The 22,289-nt window shown below is 73.7% G+C and carries 22 protein-coding genes; 11 read left to right on the top strand and 11 right to left on the bottom strand.

The features are described 5' to 3' along the window. Positions 1-191 precede the first annotated feature (191 nt). From pdhA to ACGFIA_RS24675, 6 genes are all read left to right on the top strand, one after another. Positions 192-1,370: a pyruvate dehydrogenase (acetyl-transferring) E1 component subunit alpha gene (pdhA, locus tag ACGFIA_RS24650; RefSeq protein WP_357385233.1), complete on the top strand. Its 1,179-nt coding sequence runs from the start codon at positions 192-194 to the stop codon at positions 1,368-1,370. Next, on the top strand, positions 1,370-2,359 hold the full coding sequence (locus ACGFIA_RS24655) for an alpha-ketoacid dehydrogenase subunit beta (RefSeq protein ID WP_357385235.1): 990 nt from the start codon (positions 1,370-1,372) through the stop codon (positions 2,357-2,359). The genes pdhA and ACGFIA_RS24655 overlap by 1 nt, the downstream gene beginning before the upstream one ends. 5 nt (positions 2,360-2,364) lie before the next feature. Continuing rightward, entirely contained in the window at positions 2,365-3,828 is a 1,464-nt protein-coding gene (locus tag ACGFIA_RS24660) for a dihydrolipoamide acetyltransferase family protein (protein ID WP_357385332.1), read from the top strand. Positions 3,829-4,052: 224 nt separating this feature from the next. Next, positions 4,053-4,190, top strand: coding sequence for a hypothetical protein (locus ACGFIA_RS24665; RefSeq protein WP_176730560.1), 138 nt, complete (start codon positions 4,053-4,055; stop codon positions 4,188-4,190). Positions 4,191-4,537: 347 nt separating this feature from the next. Then, entirely contained in the window at positions 4,538-7,372 is a 2,835-nt protein-coding gene (locus ACGFIA_RS24670) for a hypothetical protein (protein WP_393262320.1), read from the top strand. A gap of 119 nt (positions 7,373-7,491) precedes the next feature. Further along, positions 7,492-9,324 (top strand): NHL domain-containing thioredoxin family protein, encoded by a 1,833-nt coding sequence (locus ACGFIA_RS24675; RefSeq protein ID WP_357385239.1) that lies wholly within the window; start codon positions 7,492-7,494, stop codon positions 9,322-9,324. A 60-nt stretch (positions 9,325-9,384) separates the two neighbouring features. Here ACGFIA_RS24675 and ACGFIA_RS24680 read toward each other — a convergent pair whose 3' ends face one another. From ACGFIA_RS24680 to ACGFIA_RS24690, 3 genes are read right to left on the bottom strand one after another with little or no spacing between them, the layout of a single operon-like run. Continuing rightward, the gene (locus tag ACGFIA_RS24680; protein WP_357468490.1) at positions 9,385-10,134 is read right to left on the bottom strand and encodes a 5-oxoprolinase subunit PxpA; all 750 of its coding nucleotides are present in this window, start codon (positions 10,132-10,134) and stop codon (positions 9,385-9,387) included. Continuing rightward, positions 10,118-10,987: a biotin-dependent carboxyltransferase family protein gene (locus ACGFIA_RS24685; protein ID WP_393262323.1), complete on the bottom strand. Its 870-nt coding sequence runs from the start codon at positions 10,985-10,987 to the stop codon at positions 10,118-10,120. The genes ACGFIA_RS24680 and ACGFIA_RS24685 overlap by 17 nt, the downstream gene beginning before the upstream one ends. After that, on the bottom strand, positions 10,984-11,598 hold the full coding sequence (locus ACGFIA_RS24690) for an allophanate hydrolase subunit 1 (RefSeq protein WP_393262326.1): 615 nt from the start codon (positions 11,596-11,598) through the stop codon (positions 10,984-10,986). The genes ACGFIA_RS24685 and ACGFIA_RS24690 overlap by 4 nt, the downstream gene beginning before the upstream one ends. Before the next feature lie 75 nt (positions 11,599-11,673). Between ACGFIA_RS24690 and ACGFIA_RS24695 the strand changes: the two genes are divergently transcribed. Continuing rightward, positions 11,674-12,351, top strand: coding sequence for a hemolysin III family protein (locus ACGFIA_RS24695; protein ID WP_393262328.1), 678 nt, complete (start codon positions 11,674-11,676; stop codon positions 12,349-12,351). Between the two features lie 81 nt (positions 12,352-12,432). Here ACGFIA_RS24695 and ACGFIA_RS24700 read toward each other — a convergent pair whose 3' ends face one another. After that, complete coding sequence (locus ACGFIA_RS24700; RefSeq protein WP_318331784.1) at positions 12,433-12,723, bottom strand: DUF6458 family protein; 291 nt, start codon at positions 12,721-12,723, stop codon at positions 12,433-12,435. Between the two features lie 117 nt (positions 12,724-12,840). On the opposite strand from ACGFIA_RS24700, the gene ACGFIA_RS24705 reads away from it, so the two are divergent. Next, a complete protein-coding gene (locus ACGFIA_RS24705; protein WP_357385250.1) occupies positions 12,841-13,377 on the top strand; it encodes a histidine phosphatase family protein in 537 nt (178 codons plus the stop codon). Positions 13,378-13,387: 10 nt separating this feature from the next. On the opposite strand, the gene ACGFIA_RS24710 is transcribed toward ACGFIA_RS24705, so the two are convergent. Next, positions 13,388-13,795 (bottom strand): winged helix-turn-helix transcriptional regulator, encoded by a 408-nt coding sequence (locus tag ACGFIA_RS24710; RefSeq protein WP_393262332.1) that lies wholly within the window; start codon positions 13,793-13,795, stop codon positions 13,388-13,390. 137 nt (positions 13,796-13,932) lie between these two features. Here ACGFIA_RS24710 and ACGFIA_RS24715 point away from each other — a divergent pair, with 137 nt between their 5' ends. Continuing rightward, complete coding sequence (locus ACGFIA_RS24715) at positions 13,933-14,799, top strand: aldo/keto reductase family oxidoreductase (RefSeq protein WP_393262335.1); 867 nt, start codon at positions 13,933-13,935, stop codon at positions 14,797-14,799. Between the two features lie 6 nt (positions 14,800-14,805). On the opposite strand, the gene ACGFIA_RS24720 is transcribed toward ACGFIA_RS24715, so the two are convergent. From ACGFIA_RS24720 to ACGFIA_RS24735, 4 genes are all read right to left on the bottom strand, one after another. Continuing rightward, positions 14,806-15,075, bottom strand: coding sequence for a DUF6458 family protein (locus ACGFIA_RS24720; RefSeq protein WP_013283345.1), 270 nt, complete (start codon positions 15,073-15,075; stop codon positions 14,806-14,808). 186 nt (positions 15,076-15,261) lie between these two features. After that, the gene (locus ACGFIA_RS24725; protein ID WP_393262338.1) at positions 15,262-17,118 is read right to left on the bottom strand and encodes an acyl-CoA dehydrogenase; all 1,857 of its coding nucleotides are present in this window, start codon (positions 17,116-17,118) and stop codon (positions 15,262-15,264) included. Between the two features lie 116 nt (positions 17,119-17,234). Then, positions 17,235-18,362, bottom strand: a complete 1,128-nt coding sequence (locus ACGFIA_RS24730; protein WP_357385258.1) for a PP2C family protein-serine/threonine phosphatase — start codon at positions 18,360-18,362, stop codon at positions 17,235-17,237. Between the two features lie 68 nt (positions 18,363-18,430). Then, complete coding sequence (locus ACGFIA_RS24735; protein ID WP_393262341.1) at positions 18,431-19,063, bottom strand: septal ring lytic transglycosylase RlpA family protein; 633 nt, start codon at positions 19,061-19,063, stop codon at positions 18,431-18,433. Between the two features lie 160 nt (positions 19,064-19,223). Here ACGFIA_RS24735 and ACGFIA_RS24740 point away from each other — a divergent pair, with 160 nt between their 5' ends. Next, positions 19,224-19,772 carry a phosphoribosyltransferase gene (locus tag ACGFIA_RS24740; RefSeq protein WP_393262344.1) on the top strand — a complete coding sequence of 183 codons (549 nt, stop codon included), beginning with the start codon at positions 19,224-19,226 and terminating at the stop codon, positions 19,770-19,772. A gap of 53 nt (positions 19,773-19,825) precedes the next feature. Continuing rightward, positions 19,826-20,239 carry an ASCH domain-containing protein gene (locus tag ACGFIA_RS24745; RefSeq protein WP_357385264.1) on the top strand — a complete coding sequence of 138 codons (414 nt, stop codon included), beginning with the start codon at positions 19,826-19,828 and terminating at the stop codon, positions 20,237-20,239. On the opposite strand, the gene ACGFIA_RS24750 is transcribed toward ACGFIA_RS24745, so the two are convergent. Continuing rightward, complete coding sequence (locus ACGFIA_RS24750) at positions 20,236-21,117, bottom strand: LLM class flavin-dependent oxidoreductase (protein WP_357385266.1); 882 nt, start codon at positions 21,115-21,117, stop codon at positions 20,236-20,238. The two genes, ACGFIA_RS24745 and ACGFIA_RS24750, sit on opposite strands and share 4 nt — an antisense overlap. A gap of 50 nt (positions 21,118-21,167) precedes the next feature. Next, positions 21,168-22,220, bottom strand: coding sequence for a MerR family transcriptional regulator (locus ACGFIA_RS24755; RefSeq protein ID WP_357468507.1), 1,053 nt, complete (start codon positions 22,218-22,220; stop codon positions 21,168-21,170). Positions 22,221-22,289 lie beyond the last annotated feature (69 nt).

Raw genomic sequence — 22,289 nt, forward strand, 5'->3', positions numbered from 1 at the left:
GCTGGTGCGGAACGATGCCGGCGCTCCCGGGCCAGGGTCCGTCCCCGACTGACTCCGGCTCACGCCGCGCGGCAACCCCTACCGGGGTGAGGCGCGGTCGCCAGGGACCGACCCGGCACCAGCCGGGCGGCGCACGAGGTGCTCGGCTCGGGTCACCCCCGGCGCCGGCGCAGACAGACAGGGAGAGACGGATGGCAAAGGGCGACCCCGGGGCCGCCACCCGCAGCAAGCGGGCCGCACCCCGCACCAGACGCGCCGCCGCGACCGGTGAACCGGAACTCGTACAGCTGCTGACCCCCGAGGGTGAGCGGATCGAGACCGCGCTCGGCCCGGACGGGACCGAGTATCGCGTCGACTTCACCGACGAGGAGTACCGCGGGCTCTACCGCGACCTCGTGCTGGTCCGCAAGCTGGACGCCGAGGCCACCGCCCTGCAGCGCCAGGGCGAGCTGGGCCTGTGGGCCAGCCTGCTGGGCCAGGAGGCCGCGCAGGTCGGCTCCGGCCGGGCGCTGCGTACGCAGGACATGGCCTTCCCGACCTACCGCGAGCACGGCGTGCTCTACTGCCGCGGCATCGACCCGATCATGCCGCTGGGCCTGTTCCGTGGCGTCGACCAGGGCGGCTGGGACCCGAACGAGTTCAAGTTCAACATGTACACGATCGTCATCGGGGCGCAGACCCTGCACGCGACCGGGTACGCCATGGGCGTCGCCATGGACGGCAAGACCGGCGGCGAGGACGGCGAGGCGGTCATCGCCTACTTCGGCGACGGCGCCACCAGCCAGGGCGACGTCAACGAGTCGTTCGTCTGGGCCAGCGTCTTCAACGCCCCGCTGGTGTTCTTCTGCCAGAACAACCAGTACGCCATCTCCGAGCCGCTGGAGCGGCAGACCCGCGTGCCGCTGTACCGGCGGGCCGGCGGTTTCGGCTTCCCCGGCGTCCGGGTGGACGGCAACGACGTGCTCGCGTCGTACGCGGTGACCCGGCACGCGCTGGACAACGCGCGCAACGGCCAGGGCCCGAGCCTGATCGAGGCGTACACCTACCGGATGGGCGCGCACACCACCTCGGACGACCCGACCCGCTACCGCATCGCCAGCGAGGTCGAGGCGTGGCAGGCCAAGGACCCGATCGCCCGGATGAAGGCGTTCCTCACCAAGCAGAAGATCGCCGACGAGTCGTTCTTCACCGAGGTCGACGAGCAGGCCCGCACCGAGTCGGTGCACCTGCGCGAGCGCGTGCTCGCCATGCCCGACCCGCAGCCGGTGACCATGTTCGACCACGTCTACCCCAACGGCTCTCCCGAGCTGGACGAGCAGCGGGCCCGGTTCACGCAGTACATGGAGTCCTTCGAGGGGAGCGCGCACTGATGGCCACGGAGACGCTCACCCTCGGCAAGGCACTCAACACCGGCCTGCGGCGGGCCCTGGAGAACGACCCCAAGGTCGTCATCATGGGCGAGGACGTCGGCAAGCTCGGCGGCGTGTTCCGGATCACCGACGGCCTCCAGAAGGACTTCGGCGACCAGCGCGTGATCGACACCCCGCTGGCGGAGTCCGGCATCATCGGCACCGCCGTCGGCCTGGCCATCCGTGGTTTCCGGCCGGTCTGCGAGATCCAGTTCGACGGCTTCGTCTACCCCGCGTACGACCAGATCGTGTCGCAGGTGGCGAAGATGCACTACCGCTCGCAGGGCAAGGTGCGGATCCCGATGGTCATCCGCATCCCGTTCGGCGGCGGCATCGGCGCTGTCGAGCACCACTCCGAGTCGCCCGAGGCGTACTTCGCGCACACCGCCGGTCTCAAGGTGGTGAGCTGCGCGAACCCGCAGGACGCGTACGTGATGATCCAGCAGGCCATCGCGTCGGACGACCCGATCGTGTTCCTGGAGCCGAAGCGGCGCTACTGGGAGAAGGGTCCGGTGGACCTGGACGCGCCGGTCGCCGACGCGTACCCGCTGCACTCGGCCCGGGTCGTGCGGGCCGGCACCGACGCGACGGTGCTGGCGTACGGCCCGATGGTCCGCACCGCGCTGGACGCGGCCACCGCCGCCGCCGAGGACGGCCGCGAGCTGGAGGTCATCGACCTGCGCACGATCTCGCCGCTGGACCTGACCGCCGTGTACGAGTCGGTGCGGCGCACCGGCCGCTGCGTGGTGGTGCACGAGGCCCCGGGCAACCTGGGTCTCGGGTCGGAGATCGCGGCCCGGATCACCGAGGAGTGCTTCTACTCCCTGGAGTCCCCGGTGCTGCGGGTGACCGGCTTCGACACCCCCTACCCGGCCGCCCGGGTGGAGGAGGAGTACCTGCCCGACCTGGACCGGGTGCTCGACGCCGTCGACCGCACCTTCGGCTGGTGAGCGGCATGTCCCGGATCAAGGAGTTCAACCTTCCCGACCTCGGCGAGGGCCTGACCGAGGGCGAGATCCTCGCCTGGCTCGTCAAGGTCGGCGACGACATCGAGCTGAACCAGCCGATCGTCGAGGTGGAGACCGCCAAGGCGGCGGTCGAGATCCCGGCGAAGTGGGCCGGCCGGGTGCAGGCGATCTTCCACCCGGAGGGGTCGACCGTCGAGGTCGGCGTGCCGATCATCGCGATCGACACCGACCCGGGCGCCGGGCCGATCGAGGAGTCGACCACCGCCGTCCCCACGTCGGAGCTGCCCACCCCGTCGGCCGCGTCGCTGGCGGCGGTGCAGGTCGCGCCCGCCGAGGGCATGGTCGAGCCGGGCCTGATCGGTGGTGTGGCCCCGGGTGGGCGTACCGCCGTGCTGGTCGGCTACGGCCCGCGCAACGCCCCGGCCAAGCGCCGTCCGCGCAGGGGCGACGTGCCGGCGCAGCCGGCCGCACCGGCTCAGGCCGCCGCCCCGGCGGCACCCGCGCCTGTCGCTCCCGCGCCGGTGACGCCGGCGGTGAACGGCAACGGCCGGGTCTCCGGTCCGGTGCTGGCCAAGCCGCCGGTCCGCAAGCTGGCGAAGGATCTCGGCATCGACCTGGCCACGCTCACCGGCTCGGGTCCGCTCGGCTCGATCACCCGCGAGGACGTACAGCGGGCGGCGACGGCGACCCCGGCGGCGGCCGAGCCGCTGACGGTCGCGGCACCGGCCGCGTCGGCGGCGAGCTTCGGCGCGGACCGCGAGCAGCGCATCCCGGTCAAGGGGGTACGCAAGCTCACCGCCGAGAACATGGCCCGCTCGGCATTCACCGCCCCGCACGTCACGGAGTTCCTGACCGTCGACGTGACCCGGGCGATGAAGGCGCTGGACCGGCTGCGTGACCGGCGCGAGTGGCGGGACGTACGCGTCTCACCGCTGCTGCTCGTCGCCAAGGCGGTGCTGCTGGCGGTCAAGCGGCACCCGATGGTCAACTCGACCTGGGCCGGCGACGAGATCGTGGTGAAGGAGTACGTCAACCTCGGCATCGCGGCGGCCACCGAACGCGGTCTGATCGTGCCGAACATCAAGGACGCCGGGCGACTCTCGCTACGCGAGCTGGCGGACGCGATGACGGAGCTGGTGCGGACCGCGAAGTCGGGCCGGACGTCCCCGTCGGACATGTCCGGCGGCACGCTCACCATCACCAACGTCGGCGTCTTCGGCGTCGACACCGGTACGCCGATCCTGCCCCCGGGCGAGTCGGCGATCCTCGCCTTCGGCGCGGTACGCGAGCAGCCGTGGGTGCACAAGGGCAAGGTCAAGCCGCGCCTGGTGACCACGCTGGGGCTGTCCTTCGATCACCGGATCATCGACGGTGAGCTGGGCTCGAAGTTCCTCCGCGACATCGGGGACTTCCTGGCCGACCCGGAGGCGGCGCTGCTCGCCTGGACCTGACGTACCACCGCTCCGGTCACGGCCGGTGTGCCACGGGTGAACGCCCGGCACACCGGCCGCGGCCGTTGAGGGAACAGAATCAAAGGGTCCGCAGTCGTGTGGACCTACGATCCTTAGGTACGTGGTTCAGCTCACCTAATAATCGATGGCGATCGGCGGCCCGGTGCGCTTAAATAGAGACATCAAGGGGCTGACAACCGAATAGCCAGGAGGAGAGACCCGAGATGAGCATGATCGAGCGAATCCGCACCCGCCGCGACGCCAACCGCCGCGCCCGCGCCATCGAGCACGCGCTGCGGTCCGCCAACTCGCCCGCGGTCCGCGAGGAGCTTCTCGCCATCGCCCAGCGTCACCTGAGCTGACGCCACACACCTTTCTCACCTCCTCCAGTCCGAAGACCCGCCCGGCACCGGGCGGGTCTTCGGCGTATCGGTATCGCTCGGCACCGGGATTCCACCTCGCTCCACCGCCCGGTACGGTTGGCACGGTCGCCAACCGGCTGACTCCGGACGCACGAGAGACAGCGAAACCCATCGACGTCGTCCGGTGACATTCGGTGACCGCTGATGCTCCCCCGAGCGGCCTCGGGCGACCACCGGATACGGTGCGGGGAGCCCGCACGGCCGGTACCCGCCGGCGACGCCGGCAGCCGTGCCGACGGTCTCCCGACCGGCATCGGCGGCCGACCTGTGATGGAGGAGGCGCACCCATGACGTCCGAGGCTCCGCACCGCCCCGGCCACGAGCCGGGCGAGGTGTCGCCGGGCACCGGCGGACCGGTGCCGTACGGCGATCAGCCGGCGCAGCAGGACAACGGGTACAACGGCGCACCCGACCTCGGCTGGGCACCGCCCCCGCCCGCCGGCCGGCCCGCGCAGCCGGCCCCTGCCTGGGCCGCGAACGACGACCAGCCACCCGCGTGGGCCCCGCCCGCCGGCCAGCCGGTGACCGGGCGGGCGACCGCCCAGGTCCCGCAGCCCGCCTGGGGCGGCAACGACCAGGGCAACCCCGCCTGGGCCGGTTCCGGCGGCCCCGCCTGGGGCAACCAGGAGCAGCCCGGACCGGACCGCGCCGCCGACCCGTCGCCGCCCGCCTGGGCCGCCACGCCGCCGGGCAGCCCGGCCGAGCCGGCGCAGGCCCCCTGGACCGCCGAGCAGAACCGTCCCGGCCGGGGCTCCGGCGATCAGCCGGGCTGGTCGCCGGCAGGTGACCAGGCCGCACGCGGCACCGGTTACGTGCCCGCCCCGGCCACCGTGCCGAACGAGACCTGGGTCACGCCCAGCCCGGCGGACGACCCGCACCGCTCCGGCGGCTTCGCGCCCACCGGCGGGCAGCACGACGACGCTCCCGGCCGCGCCGGTGGCTGGGCCGCCGCGCCGCCGCCGGACGACCCGAACCGCTCCGGCGGCTGGAACCCGCGCGACGAGCAGCCCGCCGCGTCCGACGACCCGAACCGCTCGGGCGGCTGGAACCCACGGGAGAGCCAGCCGGCCTGGGCACCGGGTCAGCAGACCGGCGCCACCTGGCCGCCGGCCGACCCGTCGCCGCCCGCCCGGGCCGCCGCCGCGGTCCCGGTGCCCGGCGCCGCCCGGCCGGACAACGCCTGGTCCGCTGCCGAGCAGTCCGATCAGGACGGCCGCTCGCCGGAGGACAGCGGCGGCTGGCGGCAGTCGGGTGCGCCGCAACACGACGAGGGACACCGGTCCGGCGGCTGGCCCGCCCCGCAGGCCGAGAACCGGTCCGGCGGCTGGGACGAGCCGGCCCGCAGCGAGGACCCGGACCGTTCCGGCGGCTGGGCCGCCGGTCGCGCCGCAAGCCCGGCCGAGGCGCAGCCGGGCGGCTGGGAGCCGAACCAGAGCCGGCAGGCCGGTGGCTGGAACGACGGCCCCGCCGCACCGCAGCAGCGTGACTCCGGCGAGCAGGGCGGTGCCTGGGGTGGCGCCGCCGTACCGCAGCAGCACGAGAGCGGGCGGCCGGCTGACGAACCGGCGCAGCCCGCCTGGGGTGCCGCCGCGCCGGCCGAGGCCCGCGCGAGCGTGCCCGCACCGTCTCCCGACGCGCCCTCCGGCTGGGGCGGCAACCAGGACGAGCGTCCGGCCGCACCGTCGCCCGAGCCGTGGTCGCCGGCCGAGGCGTGGGGCCGGTCCGAGGACTCCGCTCCGGCCTATCAGCCAGCGCCCGCGCCGGGCATCTCCCCCGGCAACGCGGTGCCGTTGCCGGCGCAGCAGCAGCGGGTGCCGGGCGCCGCGCTGGCCGCCGCGCCGCCCGCCGACCAGCCGGGCACCGAACCCCAGGGGTACGAGCCGGAGCGCGGCGACGGCGCCTGGGGGGCGTCCCGCCCGGAGGAGCCGCAGTCGCCCGCCGTTCCCACGCCGCGTACCTCCCCGGAGGGCGGCCCGGTCTCGGCGAGCGCGTCGGTCCCGGTGGCCAGCCGGGTCACCCCGCCGTCCGACCAGCCGCTGCCGACCAGCGCCCCGACGCCGCAGCCCCGGGTGTACGGCCGGCCCGCCCGCCCGGAGCCCGAGGACGCCCACGAGCCCGACGAGACCGGGTACCCCGGCCAGGACGGGCCGCACGGCAACGGCTTCCCTGGGCCGGGCCGGCAGGCGAGGTCCGAGGACGCCGACGGCCCGCACGGGTACGCCGGAGCGCCCTCCGAGCCGGCCGCGCCGCCGTCGTTCCCGGTCGGCGTGCCGTCCTTCGTGGACCCGCCCGGCAACACCCGTCCCGCAAACGGCGTGCACCCGGGCGGCGAGCAGCCCGACGTGCGTGACCCGTTCGGCGGTCCGCAGAGCCCGTACGGCGGCCAGGACGCGTTCGGCGGCCCGGGCGGCCGGCCGGACTCGTACGGCGCTCCCGGCGGCCAGGACGCGTTCGGCGGCCCGGGCGGCCGGCCGGAGACGTTCGACGGGCCGGGCGGGCAGCAGGCACCGTTCGGCAGCCCGGCCGCGCGGCCCGAGCCGTTCGGCGGGCCGGATGCGTTCGGCAGCCCGGCCGGGCGGCCGGAGCCGTTCGGCGAGCCGGACCGGTTCGGGCCGTCGGCCGGGGGCCGTGCCTCGGTAGCCGTGCCCGGCCAGGGCCCAGCCGGCGGGATGAACGCCTTCCCGCCCCCGCCCCAGCAGGCCCCGCCCGCCTGGGCGCAGGACGGCCCCGGCGGCGAGCCGGAGCAGGGCCGCTTCGACGCGTTCAAGCCGGATGCCGTCGAGTCGCAGACCGAGGCGCCCCCGCCGAAGGTGCGCAACGGCCGGGTGCTCGCCGCCGTACTGATCGCGGCGGTGCTCATCCTCGCCGTGCCGCTGGGTCTGCTGACGCTGCTCGGCAAGGTCGGCGACGACAAGTCGGCGGGCTTCGACCCGGCGGTCGGCTCCTGCGTGAAGCAGTCCGGCACGAGCGCCGTGGCCGCCGACTGCGGCGAGCCGGGCGCGTTCAGCGTGGTGTCGAAAGTGGACAACAAGGACAAGTGCGCCGACCAGGCGCAGCCATCGGTCTCGGTGGAGGGCGGCGGGACCACCCGGGTGCTCTGCCTGAAGCCGGCCGGCCAGTAACCGCACGTACGCGGAGCGCCCATCCCTCGCCGGGGTGGGCGCTCCGCCGTTTCCGGTGTGCGTCTGTTCACCCCCGGATCGCCGGGAGCGCGCCGCGCCGGTGCGGCACGATGGAGGGCATGAGCGCACGCGTACGGGCACCGGAACTGCGGGGTCGGGCCTGGCTGAACACCGGCGGCAAGGCCGTCACGCTGGCCGATCTTCGCGGCAAGATCGTTTTGCTCGACTTCTGGACGTTCTGCTGCGTCAACTGCCTGCACGTGCTCGACGAGCTGCGCCCGCTCGAAGAGAAGTACGGCGACGTCCTGGTCGTGATCGGGGTCCACTCGCCGAAGTTCGAGCACGAGAAGGACCCGGCGGCGCTGGCCGCGGCCGTCGAGCGGTACGGCGTGCACCACCCGGTGCTCGACGACGCCGAGATGGACATGTGGCAGCAGTACGCGGCCAAGGCGTGGCCGACCCTGGCCGTGGTCGACCCCGAGGGGTACGTGGTCGCCACCATGGCCGGCGAGGGGCACGCCGAAGGGCTGGCCCGGCTGGTCGACGAGCTGATCGCCACCCACGAGGCGAAGGGCACGCTGCACCGGGGCGAGGGCCCGTACGTGCCTCCCGCCGAGCCGGACACCGTGCTGCGGTTCCCCGGCAAGGCCGTACCTCTCGAAGGCGGGAACCTACTGGTCAGCGACTCGGCCCGGCACTCCCTGGTCGAGCTGGCCGCCGACGGCGAGACGGTGGTCCGCCGCATCGGCACCGGTGCCCGGGGCCGGACCGACGGCCCGCCCTCCGCCGCCACGTTCGCCGAGCCGCAGGGGCTCTGCCTGCTGCCGCCGCACGTGGCCGAGGTGGCCGGTTACGACGTGGTCGTCGCGGACACTGTCAACCACCTGCTGCGCGGCGTACGGCTGTCCTCCGGCGAGGTGGTCACGGTGGCGGGCAGCGGGCGGCAGTGGCGCTCGACCGTCGACGACCACGCGCACGACGCCCGCGCTGTCGACCTGTCGTCCCCGTGGGACGTGGCCTGGTACGACGACCGGGTGGTCGTCGCGATGGCCGGCATCCACCAGCTCTGGTGGTTCGACCCGATCAAGCGGACCGCCGGCATGTACGCCGGCACCACCGTCGAGGCGCTGCGGGACGGCCCGCTGCCGGACGTGTGGATGGCCCAGCCGTCCGGGTTGTCGGTGTCGGCCGACGGCAGCCGGCTCTGGGTCGCGGACAGCGAGACGAGCGCGATCCGGTGGGTCTCCGGCGGCGTGATGCACACCGCCGTCGGGCAGGGCCTGTTCGACTTCGGGCACGTGGACGGCCCGGCCGACCAGGCGTTGCTCCAGCACCCGCTGGGCGTGTGCGCGCTGCCCGACGGCTCGGTGCTGATCGCCGACACGTACAACGGTGCGGTGCGCCGCTTCGACCCGGAGACCGGGCGGGTGGGCACCGTGGCGGACGGGCTGGCCGAGCCGAGCGACCTGGTGCTCACCGGTGAGGGCGACGTGCTGGTGGTCGAGTCGGCCGCGCACCGGCTGACCCGGCTGGCGCCGGGCGCGCTGACGTCGGCCGGGGCGAACACGGTGGACGGCCCCCGGCACCGGCTGGAACGGAAACCGACCGACGTGGCGGCCGGGGAGCTGACCCTGGACGTGATCTTCACGCCGGCGCCGGGGCAGAAGCTCGACGAGACGTACGGGCCGTCGACCCGGCTGGTGGTCTCGGCGTCCCCGCCGGAGTTGCTAATCGAGGGCGCGGGCACCACCACCGACCTGTCCCGCAGGCTGGTGGTCAGCGGCGACGTGGCGCAGGGGGTGCTTCAGGTGACGGCCCAGGCGGCGACCTGCGACGCCGACGTGGAGCACGCGGCCTGCCACCTGACGCGGCAGGACTGGGGCGTGCCGGTCCGGGTGGTCACCGGTGGCGCGACCCGTGTGCCGCTGGTCCTGCGCGGGATGGACGCCTGACGGCGCGTGTTAAGAAGGGCCCCTTCCTCTACCGAGGGCGTTAACAGGGGGCCCTTCCTTTCACGCGAACGGAGTGGGCGTGACCCCCGCGTCGACGAGCGCGGCCCGCACGAGTTCCGCGCACCGCACCGCCCCCGGCGTGTCCCCGTGCAGGCAGATCGACTCGACCGGGCAGGGGATCACCGTGCCGTCCACAGCGACCAGGGTCTGCTCGACGGCCATCCGTACCGCCCGGGCGGCCACCTGCTCCGGGTCGGTCACCAGCGCGTCCGGTGAGCCGCGCGGCACCAGCGTGCCGTTTGGCAGGTAGTTGCGGTCGGCGAAGCCCTCGGCCACCACGCGCAGGCCCGCGCCGGCCGCCAACTGGGCCAGCACGGTGCCGGGCTGGCAGAGCACCGGCAGCTCGTGGTCGTACCCGCTGATCGCCGCCACCAGCGCGGCGGCCTGGCCCTCGTCGCGGGCTGCCGCGTGGTAGAGCGCGCCGTGCGGTTTGAGGTAGCGGACCCGGGTGCGGTACAGCCGGCAGAAGGCGTCGAGCGCCCCGAGCTGGTAGATCGTCTCGTCGCGCAGCTCGGCGAAGTCGTACGCGATGTGCCGCCGGCCGAAGCCGGCGAGGTCCCGGTACCCGACCTGCGCGCCCACCGCGACGCCGCGTTCGGCGGCGCCGGCACAGACCCGGTGCATGGTGGCCGCGTCACCGGCGTGGAAGCCGCAGGCGACGTTCGCGGAGCTGATCAGGTCGAGCAGCGCGTGGTCGTCGCCCAGCCGCCAGCTTCCGAATCCCTCGCCCAGGTCAGCGTTGAGGTCCATGGAACGTCACCGTAGTGCCTGGCCGGGCCTGGGCGAGCGCTGTCACGTCGTCCACCACCCCGATGACCGGGTACCCCCCGGTGGTGGGGTGGTCGGCCAGGAAGACCAGCGGCCGGCCGTCCGGCGGCACCTGCACCGCGCCGAGCACCAGACCCTCGCTGGGCAGTTCACCGGCGGCCGCGCGGGGCAGCGCCGCGCCGGCCAGTCGCGCGCCGACCCGGTTGCTGTCCGGGCTCATCGTGTACGCGGCGCGGCACAGCAGGTCGAGCGCCTCGGGGGTGAACCAGTCCTGCCGGGGCCCGGGGCGCACGGCCAGCCGCAGTTCGTCGGGGACCGGCCCGGTGACGGCGAGGTCGACGGGTGCGGGTGGACCGGCCGGGGTGCCGAGCGGCAGCCGGTCCCCGTCGCGCAGCGGCGGCGGCCCGAGGCCGGAGAGCGTGTCGGTGGCGCGGCTGCCGAGCACCGGCTCGACGGCGATCCCGCCGCTGACCGCCAACCAGGTCCGCACCCCGGCGCGGGCCGGTCCGACGCGCAGCACCGCGCCCGCCGGGAGCGAGAGCGCCCGTCCCACGTCCCCCGGGCGCGGTTGTGTGTCCCCGGCCCGCCACTCGACGGTCACGTCGGCCGGGGCGCCGGTGAGCGCGACGGCGACGGCCCGGGTGAACCGCAGTACGCAGCCGGTCATGGTGATCTCCAGGCCGGCGGCGCGTTCGTCGTTGCCGGCGAGCCGGTTGGCCAGGCGCAGGGCGGCCGGGTCGAGGGCGCCGGAGCGGGGGACGCCGAGGTGCGCCCACCCGGGGCGGCCCTGGTCCTGGACGGTGGTGAGCGCCCCGGCCCGCAGCACCTCGATCACGGGGCGTCGACCAGCCGGACCCGGGTGCCGGGGGTGAGCCGGGCGGGCGGGTCGGCGTGCACGTCGAACAGCGGCAGGTCGGTGCGGCCGACGAGCAGCCAGCCACCGGGGGACGCGGTGGGGTAGATGCCCGCGTACGGGCCGGCGAGCGCGACCGAGCCGGCCGGCACCCGGGTACGCGGCGTGGCGAGCCGGGGCACCGCCAGCTCGGGCGGCAGCCCGGTCAGGTACGCGAATCCGGGCGCGAACCCGCAGAACGCGACCCGGAACTCGGTGCGCCGGAGCCGGTCGGCGACGGCCGGCACGTCGACGTGCCAGTGTTCCGCGACCAGTGGGAGGTCCTCGCCGTCGTACACGACCGGCACCCGGACCTCGGCGGCGGCCGTGCCGGAGCCGGTGGCGCGGGGGTGCCAGCGGGCGATCCGGGCTGCGGTCGCCTCCGGGTCCGGTACGCCGTCGAGCAGCACGGTGACCGCGCCGGGGACGATCTCGGTGGCGGTCAGCTCGCCCGCTTCGCGCCGGTGCCACAGCTCGGCCCGCCACGCCTGCGCCTGGGCCGCGTCGTCACAGTCGAGGAGCAGGGCGTACGCCCCGACCGGCCGGATCCGCATCCGGTCATCCTCCCGTCGGGTGAGGTGACGGTCCACACTACTTGCAAGTAACCTACGCCGTCGTAACCTATTGAGGTGACGACCTCCGCACCGTTCCGGCTCCGGCCGGCCGACATCGGGAAGCCGCGTATGCGCGGCTGGCTGCACGCGTACGCGTTCTTCGCCGCTCTCGTCTGCGGCATCGTGCTCTGTTCGATCGCCGCCGGTCGTCCCGGTTGGGCGCCGCTGGTGAGCTGCCTGATCTACAGCTTCACCGTGTGCGGGTTGTTCGGCACCAGCGCGCTCTACCACCGGCGGGTCTGGTCCGAACGCGGCTACCAGATCATGCGCCGGATGGACCATTCGATGATCTTCGTGTTCATCGCCGGCACCTACACACCGTTCTGCGCGCTGCTGCTGGACACCCGGCAGGCCACGATCATGCTGAGCCTGGTCTGGGGTGGCGCGATCGCCGGCGTGGCGGTCAAGCTGATCTGGCCGCACGCGCCGCGCTGGGTGTCCGCCCCGCTCTACCTGGCGCTCGGCTGGGTCGCGGTGGCCATGCTGCCGCAGATCCTGCGCGAAGGCGGCGTCACCGCGCTGGTGCTGCTGAGCGTGGGCGGCGCGATCTACAGCGTGGGCGCGGTGTTCTACGCGCTGCGCCGGCCGAATCCGTGGCCCACCGTCTTCGGGCACCACGAGTTCTTCCACGCCTGCACGCTCGTCGCGGCGATCTGCCACCACATCGCGATCTACTTCGCCCTGTTCGCCTGAGCCGGGCCGCGTCACCGGCGCGGCTCCCCGGGCATGCGCGAGGGCCCCGCGCCGTTGCGGGGCCCTCGGGTTCTCGGGGGGTCAGGCCGGGTAGCCCGAGCCCGGACGGCGCACCTCGCGGTACTCCTCGCGCACGACGCGGTCGTCGCGCACCGGCACCACCGGCTCGGCGACCACCTGCTCGCGCACCGGGGCGGCCACCACCCGGCGGCGGCTGTTCCAGAAGTAGAGCGTGGTGAGCAGGCCGGCGACCCCGGCGAGCATGAGCACCCAGCCCACCACGTTGAGGTTCAGCCACCCCAGGTCGGCGTCCACGGCGAACGCGAAGATCGCGCCGAGCGCGATGAGAAAGATGCTGGCACCGATGCCCATGACGTCGCCTCCTTGGCGTCCTGCTGGCGTTTCCTGCCCGCCGCGGCCATGGATGAGGTAGCGGCACCCATCGACATACCCAGGCGCTTTGATCGTCAATCAGGCAAGCTGGGCGGTATGACGGACGGCAGGAACGGGCAGCGGACGCTGGTGCTGCTGCGGCACGCGAAGGCCGAGCAGTCCGCGAACGGTCCGGACGCGGAGCGGTCGCTCACCGCGCGGGGACACGCCGACGCGGCGGTGGCCGGCGCCTGGCTCGCCCGGCAGGGGCTGCTTCCCGACGTGGTGCTCTGCTCACCGGCCCGGCGTACCCGGCAGACCTGGCACGACGTGGCGACGGGCATGACCGGCTCACCGCCGGAGGGCGGCCCGGCGGGACCGCTCCCGGCGGTGCGGTACGAGACGACCGCGTACGACGCGCACCCGGCCCAGTTGCTGGATCTGCTGCGGACGGTCGACCCGACCGCCGGCACGGTGCTGCTCGTGGCCCACAACCCGGGCGTCTCGCTGCTCTCGGCGTTGCTCGACCCGCAGCGGGCGGACCCGGACGGGCTGCGTACCACGGATCTCGTGGTGCACCTGCCGACGACCGGGTGGGCCGACCTGGCCCCGGGAGGCGCGCCACTCACCGCCCGGCACACCGCCCGCGCCTGAACGGTACGACTCAGACCCGGCTGTCGTAGGCCTCCCGGTTGGCGAGCACGTCGTCCATGTGCGTCTCCGCCCAGAGCTTCAGGCCCCGGATCGTCTCGTGCAGCGACAGCCCGAGCGCGGTCAGCTCGTAGGTGACCGTCACCGGCACCGTGGGCTCGACGGTACGGGTGACCAGGCCGTCGCGTTCCAGGTTGCGCAGCGTCTGGGTGAGCATCTTCTGGCTGACGCCCGCGAGCGTGCGGGACAGCTCCGAGTAGCGCATCGGGCGCGGCTCACCGGCGCAGTCGGCCCCGAACCGGTGCGAGCCGTCGCTGCGCAACGCGGCCAGCACCAACGTGACCCACTTGTCGGCGATCCGGTCGAGCAGTTGCCGGCTGGGGCACTGTGCCACGAACGTGTCGTACTCCGCCTTGCTCATGCCTGCTCCTGCCGTCCGGTGAGCTACACACCTTCAGGTGCGTACTTCCCAACAGGAAGTTACACCCCGATAGTGGAGACCGGCATCGCCACCCGGCGGAGCCAGTGACGACCACGAGAGCCAGAGGTACACGCATCATGGCCCCCACCACCCTTCCCGGCGGCACCTGGACGCTCGGCGACCTGACCGTCACCCGGTTCGGCTACGGCGCGATGCAACTCGCCGGCCCCTGGGTCATGGGACCACCTGCCGACCACGACGGCGCCCTGGCGGTGCTGCGCGAGGCGGTCGCGCTCGGCATCACCCACATCGACACCAGCGCGGCCTACGGGCCGCACGTCACCAACCGGCTGATCCGGGAGGCGCTGCACCCGTACCCGGAATCGCTGCACGTCGTCACGAAGGTCGGCGCGGACCGGGACGAGCAGGGCGGCTGGCCCACGGCCCGGGATCCGGAGAGCCTGCGCCGGCAGGTCCGGGAGAACCTGGAGACGCTGGGCGTGGACGCGCTCGGCCTGGTCAACCTGCGGCTCGGCGACGCCACGGGGCCGCAGCCCGGCTCGCTCGCCGAGGCGCTGGAGACGCTCGTCGCGCTCCAGCAGGAGGGCGTGATCCGCCACCTCGGCCTGAGCAACGTGACGCCGGAACAGGTCGCCGAGGCACAGACCATCGCACCGATCGTCTGCGTGCAGAACCGGTACAACCTGGCCCACCGCGACGACGACGACCTGATCGACGAGCTGGCCCGGCAGGGTGTCGCCTACGTGCCGTTCTTCCCGCTCGGCGGGTTCACCCCGTTGCAGTCCTCGGCGCTGTCGGCGGTGGCCGAGCGCCTGGGGGCGACGCCGATGGGCGTCGCCCTCGCCTGGCTGCTGCGGCGCTCGCCGAACATCCTGCTGATCCCCGGCACCAAGTCCGTCGCGCACCTGCGCGAGAACATCGCCGGCGCCGGCCTGGCCCTCTCCGCCGACGACCTCGCCGAGCTGGACCGGATCGGCCGCTGAGACGCGTCAGGACGGCGGGGCGGTCGGCGGCGGCGGGTCGGGCGGCGGCGGCATCATCGCTGTCGGATGCGACAGCCGGTTCTCCTCCACGATGAGCGTGCGGGCCCGCTTGCGGCGGTCCTGCCAGAACCACAGCGTCGTCAGCAGGACGCCCAGCCCGGCCAGGATGAAGACCCAGCCGACCGCACGCAGGTCGATCCACCAGACGTTGGCCCGGATGGCGAAGGTCATGATCGCGCCGAGCGCGATGAGAAAGATGGCGCTACCAATGCCCATGTGCGCTGCACTCCCCCGTGCGATGGCCTTGGGCGTACTCGGTCGTGGTCCGCGACGGTTACCCGCCACCGGGCCGCCTATCCACCCCCCTGGCGCGCGCACGACGACGGCCGGCGGGCTGGTGCCCGCCGGCCGTCGTCATGAGGGGGAGAGTGACGCTTCAGGGGTGAAAGCCCCCGGAAGGGCTCAGAAGACGTCCTCCGGGAGGTCCATGATCTCCAGGTCGGTGCCCTCGATGATCCGCCGGTCGGCGCCGATGCGGGGCAGCACCTCGCGGGCGAAGAACCGGGCGGCGGCGACCTTGCCGGTGTAGAAGGACTTGTCGGCGGCGGAGACCTCGCCGGCCAGCGCCTTCAGCGCCACGTCCGCCTGCTTCTGCAGGAGCCAGCCGACCACCAGGTCGCCGATCGCCAGCAGGAACCGGCGGCTGCTCAGGCCGACCTTGTAGAGCGCCCGGGTGTCGCCGCCCTGGGCCTCGCCCAGCCAGCCGGTCATCACGCCGAGGATGTTCTGGATCTCGGCGAGCGCCTTGCCGAGCGCCTGACGCTCCTCCTTGAGCTGGCCGTTGCCGGCCTCGGAGGCGATGTGCTCCTGGATCTCGGCGGCGACCGCCATCAGGGCCTTGCCGTTGTCCCGGACGATCTTCCGGAAGATCAGGTCGAGGCTCTGGATCGCGGTGGTGCCCTCGTACAGGGTGTCGATCTTGGCGTCCCGGACGTACTGCTCCAGCGGGTAGTCCTGGAGGAAGCCGGAACCGCCGTAGGTCTGCAGCGCCTCGTGGCCGAGCAGCTCGTACGCCCGCTCCGAGCCGACGCCCTTGACCAGCGGCAGCAGCAGGTCGTTCACCCGCTTGGCCAGCTTGGTGGCCTTCTCGTCACCGGCCGCCTCGGCGATCGAGACCTTGTCCTGCCAGGTCGCGGTGTAGCAGACGAGCGCGCGCAGGCCCTCGGCGTACGACTTCTGCAGCAGCAGCGAGCGGCGCACGTCCGGGTGGTGGGTGATGGTCACCCGCGGCGCGGTCTTGTCGGCCATCTGGGTGAGGTCGGCGCCCTGCACCCGGTTCTTGGCGTACTCCAGCGCGTTGAGGTAGCCGGTGGAGAGCGTGGCGATCGCCTTGGTGCCGACCAGCATCCGGGCGTACTCGATGATCATGAACATCTGGCGGATGCCGTCGTGCTTCTCGCCCAGCAGCCAGCCCTTGGCCGGTACGCCGTGCTCGCCGAAGGTCACCTCGCAGGTGTTCGAGACCTTCAGGCCCATCTTGTGCTCGACGTTCGTGGCGTAGACGCCGTTGCGCTCGCCCAGCTCGCCGGTCTCGGGGTCGAAGTGGTACTTCGGCACGACGAACAGCGACAGGCCCTTGGTGCCGGGGCCGCCGACGCCCTCGACGCCGACCGGACGGGCCAGCACGTAGTGGACGATGTTGTCGCTCAGGTCGTGCTCACCGGAGGTGATGAAGCGCTTCACGCCCTCGATGTGCCACGAGCCGTCCGGCTGCTGGATCGCGCGGGTACGGCCGGCGCCCACGTCCGAGCCGGCGTCCGGCTCGGTGAGGACCATGGTCGAGCCCCACTGCTTGTCGATGAACAGCCGGGCCCACTTCTTCTGCTCCTCGGTGCCCTCGACGTGCAGCACGTGGGCGAAGGACGGGCCGGAGGCGTACATCCAGATCGGTGCGTTGGCACCGAGCACCAGCTCGGCGAGCGACCACCAGAGGGCGCGCGGGGCGTTGGTGCCGCCCAGGGACTCCGGCAGGTCCAGGCGCCAGAACTCGGAGTCCATGAACGCCTTGTACGACTTCTTGAACGACTCCGGCAGCGGCGCGGTGAACGTCGCCGGGTCGAAGACCGGCGGGTTGCGGTCGCTGTCCGAGTAGCTGGCAGCCAGGTCCTCGCGGGCGAGGCGGTCGACCTCACCGAGGAAGCTGCGGGCGGTGTCGACGTCCAGGTCCGTGAACGGGGCCTGGCCGAGCGTCCGGTCCGCCCCGAATACCTCGAACAGGTTGAACTCGAGGTCCCGCACATTGCTCTTGTAGTGGGTCATGCTCGCTGGCCCCGCTTCCGGACAGGTGTTACCGATCAGTAACTCCAGACTGTATTACTCGCCGGTAGGCAACGACAAGCGGATCTCGGAAGTGACAGCGATTACACACTTCCCGTTCATCCGTCGGCGGCGCCGACCTCCCAGCTCGGCACCGCCGCGGCGGGGGCGCTGCGCGGGCCGACGTACTCCATCAGGACCAGCGCGATGTCGTCGTCGAGCCGCCCGTGCACCCACTCGACCAGGGCGGTCTCCAGCGAGGCCAGCCCGTCGGCGACGGTGCCGTGGCCGAGCAGCCGCCAGGCCCGGTCGGCGGTGGGGAAGAACTCGCCGTCCCGGCGTGCCTCACCTAGCCCGTCGGTGAACAGCAGCAGCCGGTCACCCGGCTCCAGCCGCTCCACCCGGGGCCGGACCACGGGCATGAACCCGAGCGGCGGCGCGGGCGCGGGCGGCTCCAACGGGATCACCGCGCCCCGGCGCAGCAGCAGCGGTGGCGGGTGCCCGCAGTTGACGATGGTCAGCGTGCCGCCGCGCTCCTCGACCAGGGCCGCGGTGACGAAGTCCTCGTCGCCGACGTTGCGGGCCACCGCGCGGTCCAGGTCGGTCACCACCGCGCGCAGGTCGGCCCGCTCGTACGCGACGTGCCGGTACGAGCCGAGCACGATGCTGGCCAGGCGGACCGCGTCCAGCCCCTTCCCGCGTACGTCACCGATGATCATGCGGACGCCGTACGGGGTGTCCATCACCTCGTACAGGTCGCCGCCGATCTCGGCGGTAGCGGTGGAGGAGATGTACCGCGCCGCCACCGCCAGCGTGCCGACCTGCGGTCCGAGCGGTCTCAGCACCGCCTGCTGGGCGACCGAGGCGAGCCGGGTCAGCTCCGCGATCCGCTCCGCCTGGCGCTGGCGTATCGCCGCCGTGGCCGCCGCGATCGCGGTGGCCGCCCCGACCGCCGTCACGTTGACGACTGTCACCAGCGGGCTACCCCGTTCGGCGAAGGCGAAGGCGATCCCGATGGCGGTGGCCAGGCCGCCCACCGCGAGCACCACCCGCCAGGACGCCAGCGCCGCCGCGAGGAACGGCGCGACGACCATCAGCGCGAGGTAGTGCGCCGGGCGGCCGTCGGCCAGCTCCACCGCCACCACGATCGCGAGCAGCGCGAGGGCCGCGCCGAGGCCGGCGCGGGATCCGGGACTCAGCGGGCCGCGGCCCGGCTGGAAGGGTTGCGTGCGTACATCGGACAGCATGCCTGATGGATGTGAGCGGGAGAATGAACCTGGCCCGTCGGTTGTGGAAGTTCTGCCCGAGTGGCCGGTCAGCCCAGCACCTCGTACCGGACGTTCACGTGGCCGAGGCCGGTAGCGGCGATGGTCGCGAACGCGGCGCGGGACAGGTCCAGGCACCGTCCGTCGATGAACGGGCCGCGGTCGTTGATCCGCACCACCACCGACTTGCCGTTGGCCGGGTTGGTGACCCGGACCTTCGTGTTGAACGGCAGCGTCTTGTGCGCCGCGGTGAGCGCGTTCGGGTTGAACGTCTCGCCGTTCGCCGTCATCTGGCCCTCGGCGTAGAAGGAGGCGCCGCAGGAGCCGCTGTCCACGACCTTCGGGCCGCTCGTCTTCTTCGCCGTCGGCGACGGCGCGGTGGTGCGGGGCTTGCTCCGGGAGGCCGCCTGGGTACGGCTCACCTTCGGGCTCGGGGTGGCCTTCGGCGACGGGCTGAGGCTCGCGCTCGGCGAGGCAGACGCGCTCGGCGAGGGGGCGGCCGAGGTGGGGGCGGGAGTGCTGGGCAGGGCCTCGACCGCGACCGGCTCGGCCGGCGGCTCGCCGGCGGTGAGCCGCACGGCGCCGACGGTGCCGCCGACCGCGAGGGCCACACCGACCGCGGCGGTCGCGGCGATGGCGGCGGGCGAGGAGAACTTGCGGGTACGAAGGTGCCTAGCAGCCACCGGCCCGGTCCTTTCGTCAACTGAACAAACCGGCCCGGACCGTAACGAGAGAAGCACTTCCGAAGTCAACGTGATCATGGCGCTATGCCCGCATTTACCCTGGTACGTGTAGCCGATCACGCCAGAGTCGATCGGCCGAACGGCCCACCGATCCGCCAGGATGGAACCCGTGCTGACTCGTCGCCTGGTCGAGCTGTTCCGGTGGATCGACCCCGGGCCGGGCAGCACCCACCTGGTCAGCGACATCTCCGGCTGGTGGCGTGACCCGGAGGTGCTGGCCCAGGTCGGGCCGGCCCTGGCCGGGCTGTTCCCGGGCACCAGTCCGACCGTCGTGATCGCGCCGGAGGTGACCGGGCTGCTGCTCGGCCCGCTCGTCGCGGTCGCCGCCGACGCGGGTTTCCTGCCCGCGTACAAGGACGGTGGCGGGCGACGCCGGCCCGGGCCGACGCGCTGGGCCGACACACCCCCCGACTACCGGGGACGGCGGCTGCGGGTCGGCGTGGCCGGGAGGCGGCTCGGCCCCGGCGACCGTGTGCTGCTGGTCGACGACTGGGTCGACACCGGCGCGCAACTGGACGCGCTGCGCCGGGTCGTCGCGGACGCCGGAGCCGACCTGATCGGCGCAGCCGCGCTCGTGGCGACCTGCCCACCCGAGGTGGCCGGGCGGCTGAGGCTGCGGGCCCTGCTCACCGGCGACGACCTGCCGTGAGACGCCGGGAAACCGGGTGAGGGCCGGCGGTACGGTGCCGTAGCGTCGGCGGCATGTGGCCCCGCATCGGTGGATTGCGCGCACTCGCCCTCGGCACGCCCGGCGAGCTGCGTACCCGGCTCAACACCCTCGTGCTCTCCGGCGTGAAGACCGCCACCGCCGGTCTCGTGCGGGAGTACGACGAGGAGGGCGAGGAACTGGAGACCGTCGGCGAGCGGCAGGTGCTCGTCGACGACGACGACCGGTTCGTCGCCGTGATCGAGGTGACAGGCGTCGGGGTGGTGCGCTTCGCCGACGTGCCGTGGGACTTCGCCCGCGCCGAGGGCGAGGGCGACCGGTCGATCGAGGAGTGGCGCGAGGGCCACGCCGCCTACTGGGCCCGGCAGGGCACGCCGGTCACCGACGACACAGCCGTCGTCTGCCTCCGGTTCCGGCTCGTCTCCACCGAAGGCGGCGTCGGCACCTAACCGGCCCGGCGCAGCTCGGGCAGCAGCGCCGCCGCCTCCACCAGCACTGCCTCGTCGCCCGCGTACCAGCTGCTGGCCCGGGGCCAGTGCGTCACCACATCGGTGAAGCCCAGCCGGGCCGCCCGCCCGACCTGCTCGGCGAGGAAGTCGGCGCTGGTCAGCGAGAACACCGGCGCCGAGTCGAGCGACAGATAGCGGTCGAGCGTCGCCGGGTCACGGCCGGCCTGCTCCAGCGTCCGCGTCATCCGGTCGGACAGCTCCGCCACGGTGCCCCACCACGCCTCGATGTCGTCGCCGCCGAGCCCGGTGGTCACCCAGCCCTGCCCGAACCGGGCGACCAGCCGCATCGAACGGGGACCGTTCGCGGCGACCACGAACGGCACCCGGGGCCGCTGGACGCACCCCGGGTTGTTGCGGGCGTCCACAGCGGTGAACCACTCCCCGCGCCAGGTCGTGCCGTCCTCCCGCAGGATCGCGTCGAGCAGCTCGGTGAACTCGGCGAACCGGTCGACGCGCTGCCGTGGGGGCAGCGTCTCGCCGCCGAGCACCGCCGAGTCGAAGCCGATGCCGCCCGCGCCGAGGCCGAGCAGCACCCGGCCGCCGGACACGTCGTCGAGCGCCGTGACCTGCCGGGCGAACGCCGCCGGGTGCCGGAAGTTCGGCGAGGCCACGAGCGTCCCCAGCTTCACCCGGGACGTCACGCCGGCCGCCGCCGTGAGCGTCGTCCACGAGTCGAACCACGGCCCGTCGACCAGGTCACGCCAGCCCAGGTGGTCGTAGGTCCAGGCGTGGTCGAAGCCCCACTCGTCCACCTGCGCCCACCGCCGGCGCGCTTCCGACCAGCGCTGGTCGGGCAGGATCACGATGCCGATTCGCATGAGCGCCAGGGTACGACCCGGGTCGGACAGTCCGACCCGGGTCGCGGGGATCACGCCGCCAGGTCGGCGACCACGCAGGCGATGTTGTCCGGCGCGCCGGCCGCGTACGCCAGCTCGACCAGGCGCTCGACGGCGGTCTCCGGATCGCCCGCCTCGGTCAGCGCGGCGTGCAGCGCACCCGGCTCCACCACCGCGGACAGGCCGTCGGAGCAGAGCAGGTAGCGGTCACCGGGCAGCGCGGTACGCAGCGCCAGATCCGCCTCCACCTCCCCGCCCACGCCGAGCGCCCGGGCCAGCAGCGCCCGCCGCGGATGCGCCAGGGCCTCCGCCGGGGTGAGCCGCCCCTGGTCGACGAGCGTCTGCACGTACGTGTGGTCCTGGGTGAGCCGGGACAGCTCGCCGCCGCGCAGCAGGTACGCCCGGCTGTCCCCGACGTGCGCGAGCGCGAGCCGGGTGCCGCGCCGCACGAGCGCGGTGAGCGTGGTGGCGGGCTGGTCGGCGTCGGTGGCGTGCGCGCGTACCGCCTGATCGGCCCGGCTCACCGCGTCGGCCAGCGCGGCGAGCAGATCGGCCTGCGGCGCGTCGGCCTGCTCCAGCGGCCGCAGCGCGTCCACCGCCGCCGCACTGGCAGTGGACCCGGCGGGACCGCGTACGCCGTCGGCGACCGCGAGCAGCGCCGTGCTCGCGTACGCGGTGTCCTCGTTGGAGTCGCGGACCGCGCCGGTCTCGCAGCGCGTCGCGTACCGGAAGGTGGTCTCGGACATGGTGGTGCCCCTCTCGCTGAGCGTGCCGACGAGGAGCGCGACGGCCCGGCCGCGCGCCGCGGTGTCCGCGCTGACCCGCCGCCACCAGGCGTCGAGCGCCTCGGCGGCGGCAGCGGGCGGCAGACCGCAGACGGTACGGATCTCCGCCAGCGGCATCCCGGCCCGGCGCAGCCCGGCGATCAGCCGCGCCCGGTCCGCCTGCTCCGGCGCGTAGTAGCGGTAGCCCGAGTGCGGGTCCACCGCGGCCGGGGGCAGCAGCCCGCAGTCGTCGTAGATGCGCAGCGCCTTGGCGCTCAGGCCGGTCGCGCGGGCGAACGCGCCGATGGTCAGCAGTCGCACCGTGCCTCCCTCGCGCTCCTCGTGCCGGTCACCGCGACCGGCACCGACCACGCTGGGCCTTGCCGCGGG

The sequence above is a fragment of the Micromonospora sp. NPDC049203 genome, assembly GCF_043197215.1.
Taxonomy (GTDB): domain Bacteria; phylum Actinomycetota; class Actinomycetes; order Mycobacteriales; family Micromonosporaceae; genus Micromonospora.

Excerpts from the sequence above, each read along its gene's own strand:
- pdhA (WP_357385233.1), top strand. The coding sequence starts at position 192 with ATGGCAAAGGGCGACCCCGGGGCCGCCACCCGCAGCAAGCGGGCCGCA.
- ACGFIA_RS24655 (WP_357385235.1), top strand. The coding sequence starts at position 1,370 with ATGGCCACGGAGACGCTCACCCTCGGCAAGGCACTCAACACCGGCCTG.
- ACGFIA_RS24660 (WP_357385332.1), top strand. The coding sequence starts at position 2,365 with ATGTCCCGGATCAAGGAGTTCAACCTTCCCGACCTCGGCGAGGGCCTG.
- ACGFIA_RS24665 (WP_176730560.1), top strand. The coding sequence starts at position 4,053 with ATGAGCATGATCGAGCGAATCCGCACCCGCCGCGACGCCAACCGCCGC.
- ACGFIA_RS24670 (WP_393262320.1), top strand. The coding sequence starts at position 4,538 with ATGACGTCCGAGGCTCCGCACCGCCCCGGCCACGAGCCGGGCGAGGTG.
- ACGFIA_RS24675 (WP_357385239.1), top strand. The coding sequence starts at position 7,492 with ATGAGCGCACGCGTACGGGCACCGGAACTGCGGGGTCGGGCCTGGCTG.
- ACGFIA_RS24680 (WP_357468490.1), bottom strand. The coding sequence starts at position 10,134 with ATGGACCTCAACGCTGACCTGGGCGAGGGATTCGGAAGCTGGCGGCTG.
- ACGFIA_RS24690 (WP_393262326.1), bottom strand. The coding sequence starts at position 11,598 with ATGCGGATCCGGCCGGTCGGGGCGTACGCCCTGCTCCTCGACTGTGAC.
- ACGFIA_RS24700 (WP_318331784.1), bottom strand. The coding sequence starts at position 12,723 with ATGGGCATCGGTGCCAGCATCTTTCTCATCGCGCTCGGCGCGATCTTC.
- ACGFIA_RS24705 (WP_357385250.1), top strand. The coding sequence starts at position 12,841 with ATGACGGACGGCAGGAACGGGCAGCGGACGCTGGTGCTGCTGCGGCAC.
- ACGFIA_RS24710 (WP_393262332.1), bottom strand. The coding sequence starts at position 13,795 with ATGAGCAAGGCGGAGTACGACACGTTCGTGGCACAGTGCCCCAGCCGG.
- ACGFIA_RS24715 (WP_393262335.1), top strand. The coding sequence starts at position 13,933 with ATGGCCCCCACCACCCTTCCCGGCGGCACCTGGACGCTCGGCGACCTG.
- ACGFIA_RS24720 (WP_013283345.1), bottom strand. The coding sequence starts at position 15,075 with ATGGGCATTGGTAGCGCCATCTTTCTCATCGCGCTCGGCGCGATCATG.
- ACGFIA_RS24725 (WP_393262338.1), bottom strand. The coding sequence starts at position 17,118 with ATGACCCACTACAAGAGCAATGTGCGGGACCTCGAGTTCAACCTGTTC.
- ACGFIA_RS24730 (WP_357385258.1), bottom strand. The coding sequence starts at position 18,362 with ATGCTGTCCGATGTACGCACGCAACCCTTCCAGCCGGGCCGCGGCCCG.
- ACGFIA_RS24740 (WP_393262344.1), top strand. The coding sequence starts at position 19,224 with ATGGAACCCGTGCTGACTCGTCGCCTGGTCGAGCTGTTCCGGTGGATC.
- ACGFIA_RS24745 (WP_357385264.1), top strand. The coding sequence starts at position 19,826 with ATGTGGCCCCGCATCGGTGGATTGCGCGCACTCGCCCTCGGCACGCCC.
- ACGFIA_RS24750 (WP_357385266.1), bottom strand. The coding sequence starts at position 21,117 with ATGCGAATCGGCATCGTGATCCTGCCCGACCAGCGCTGGTCGGAAGCG.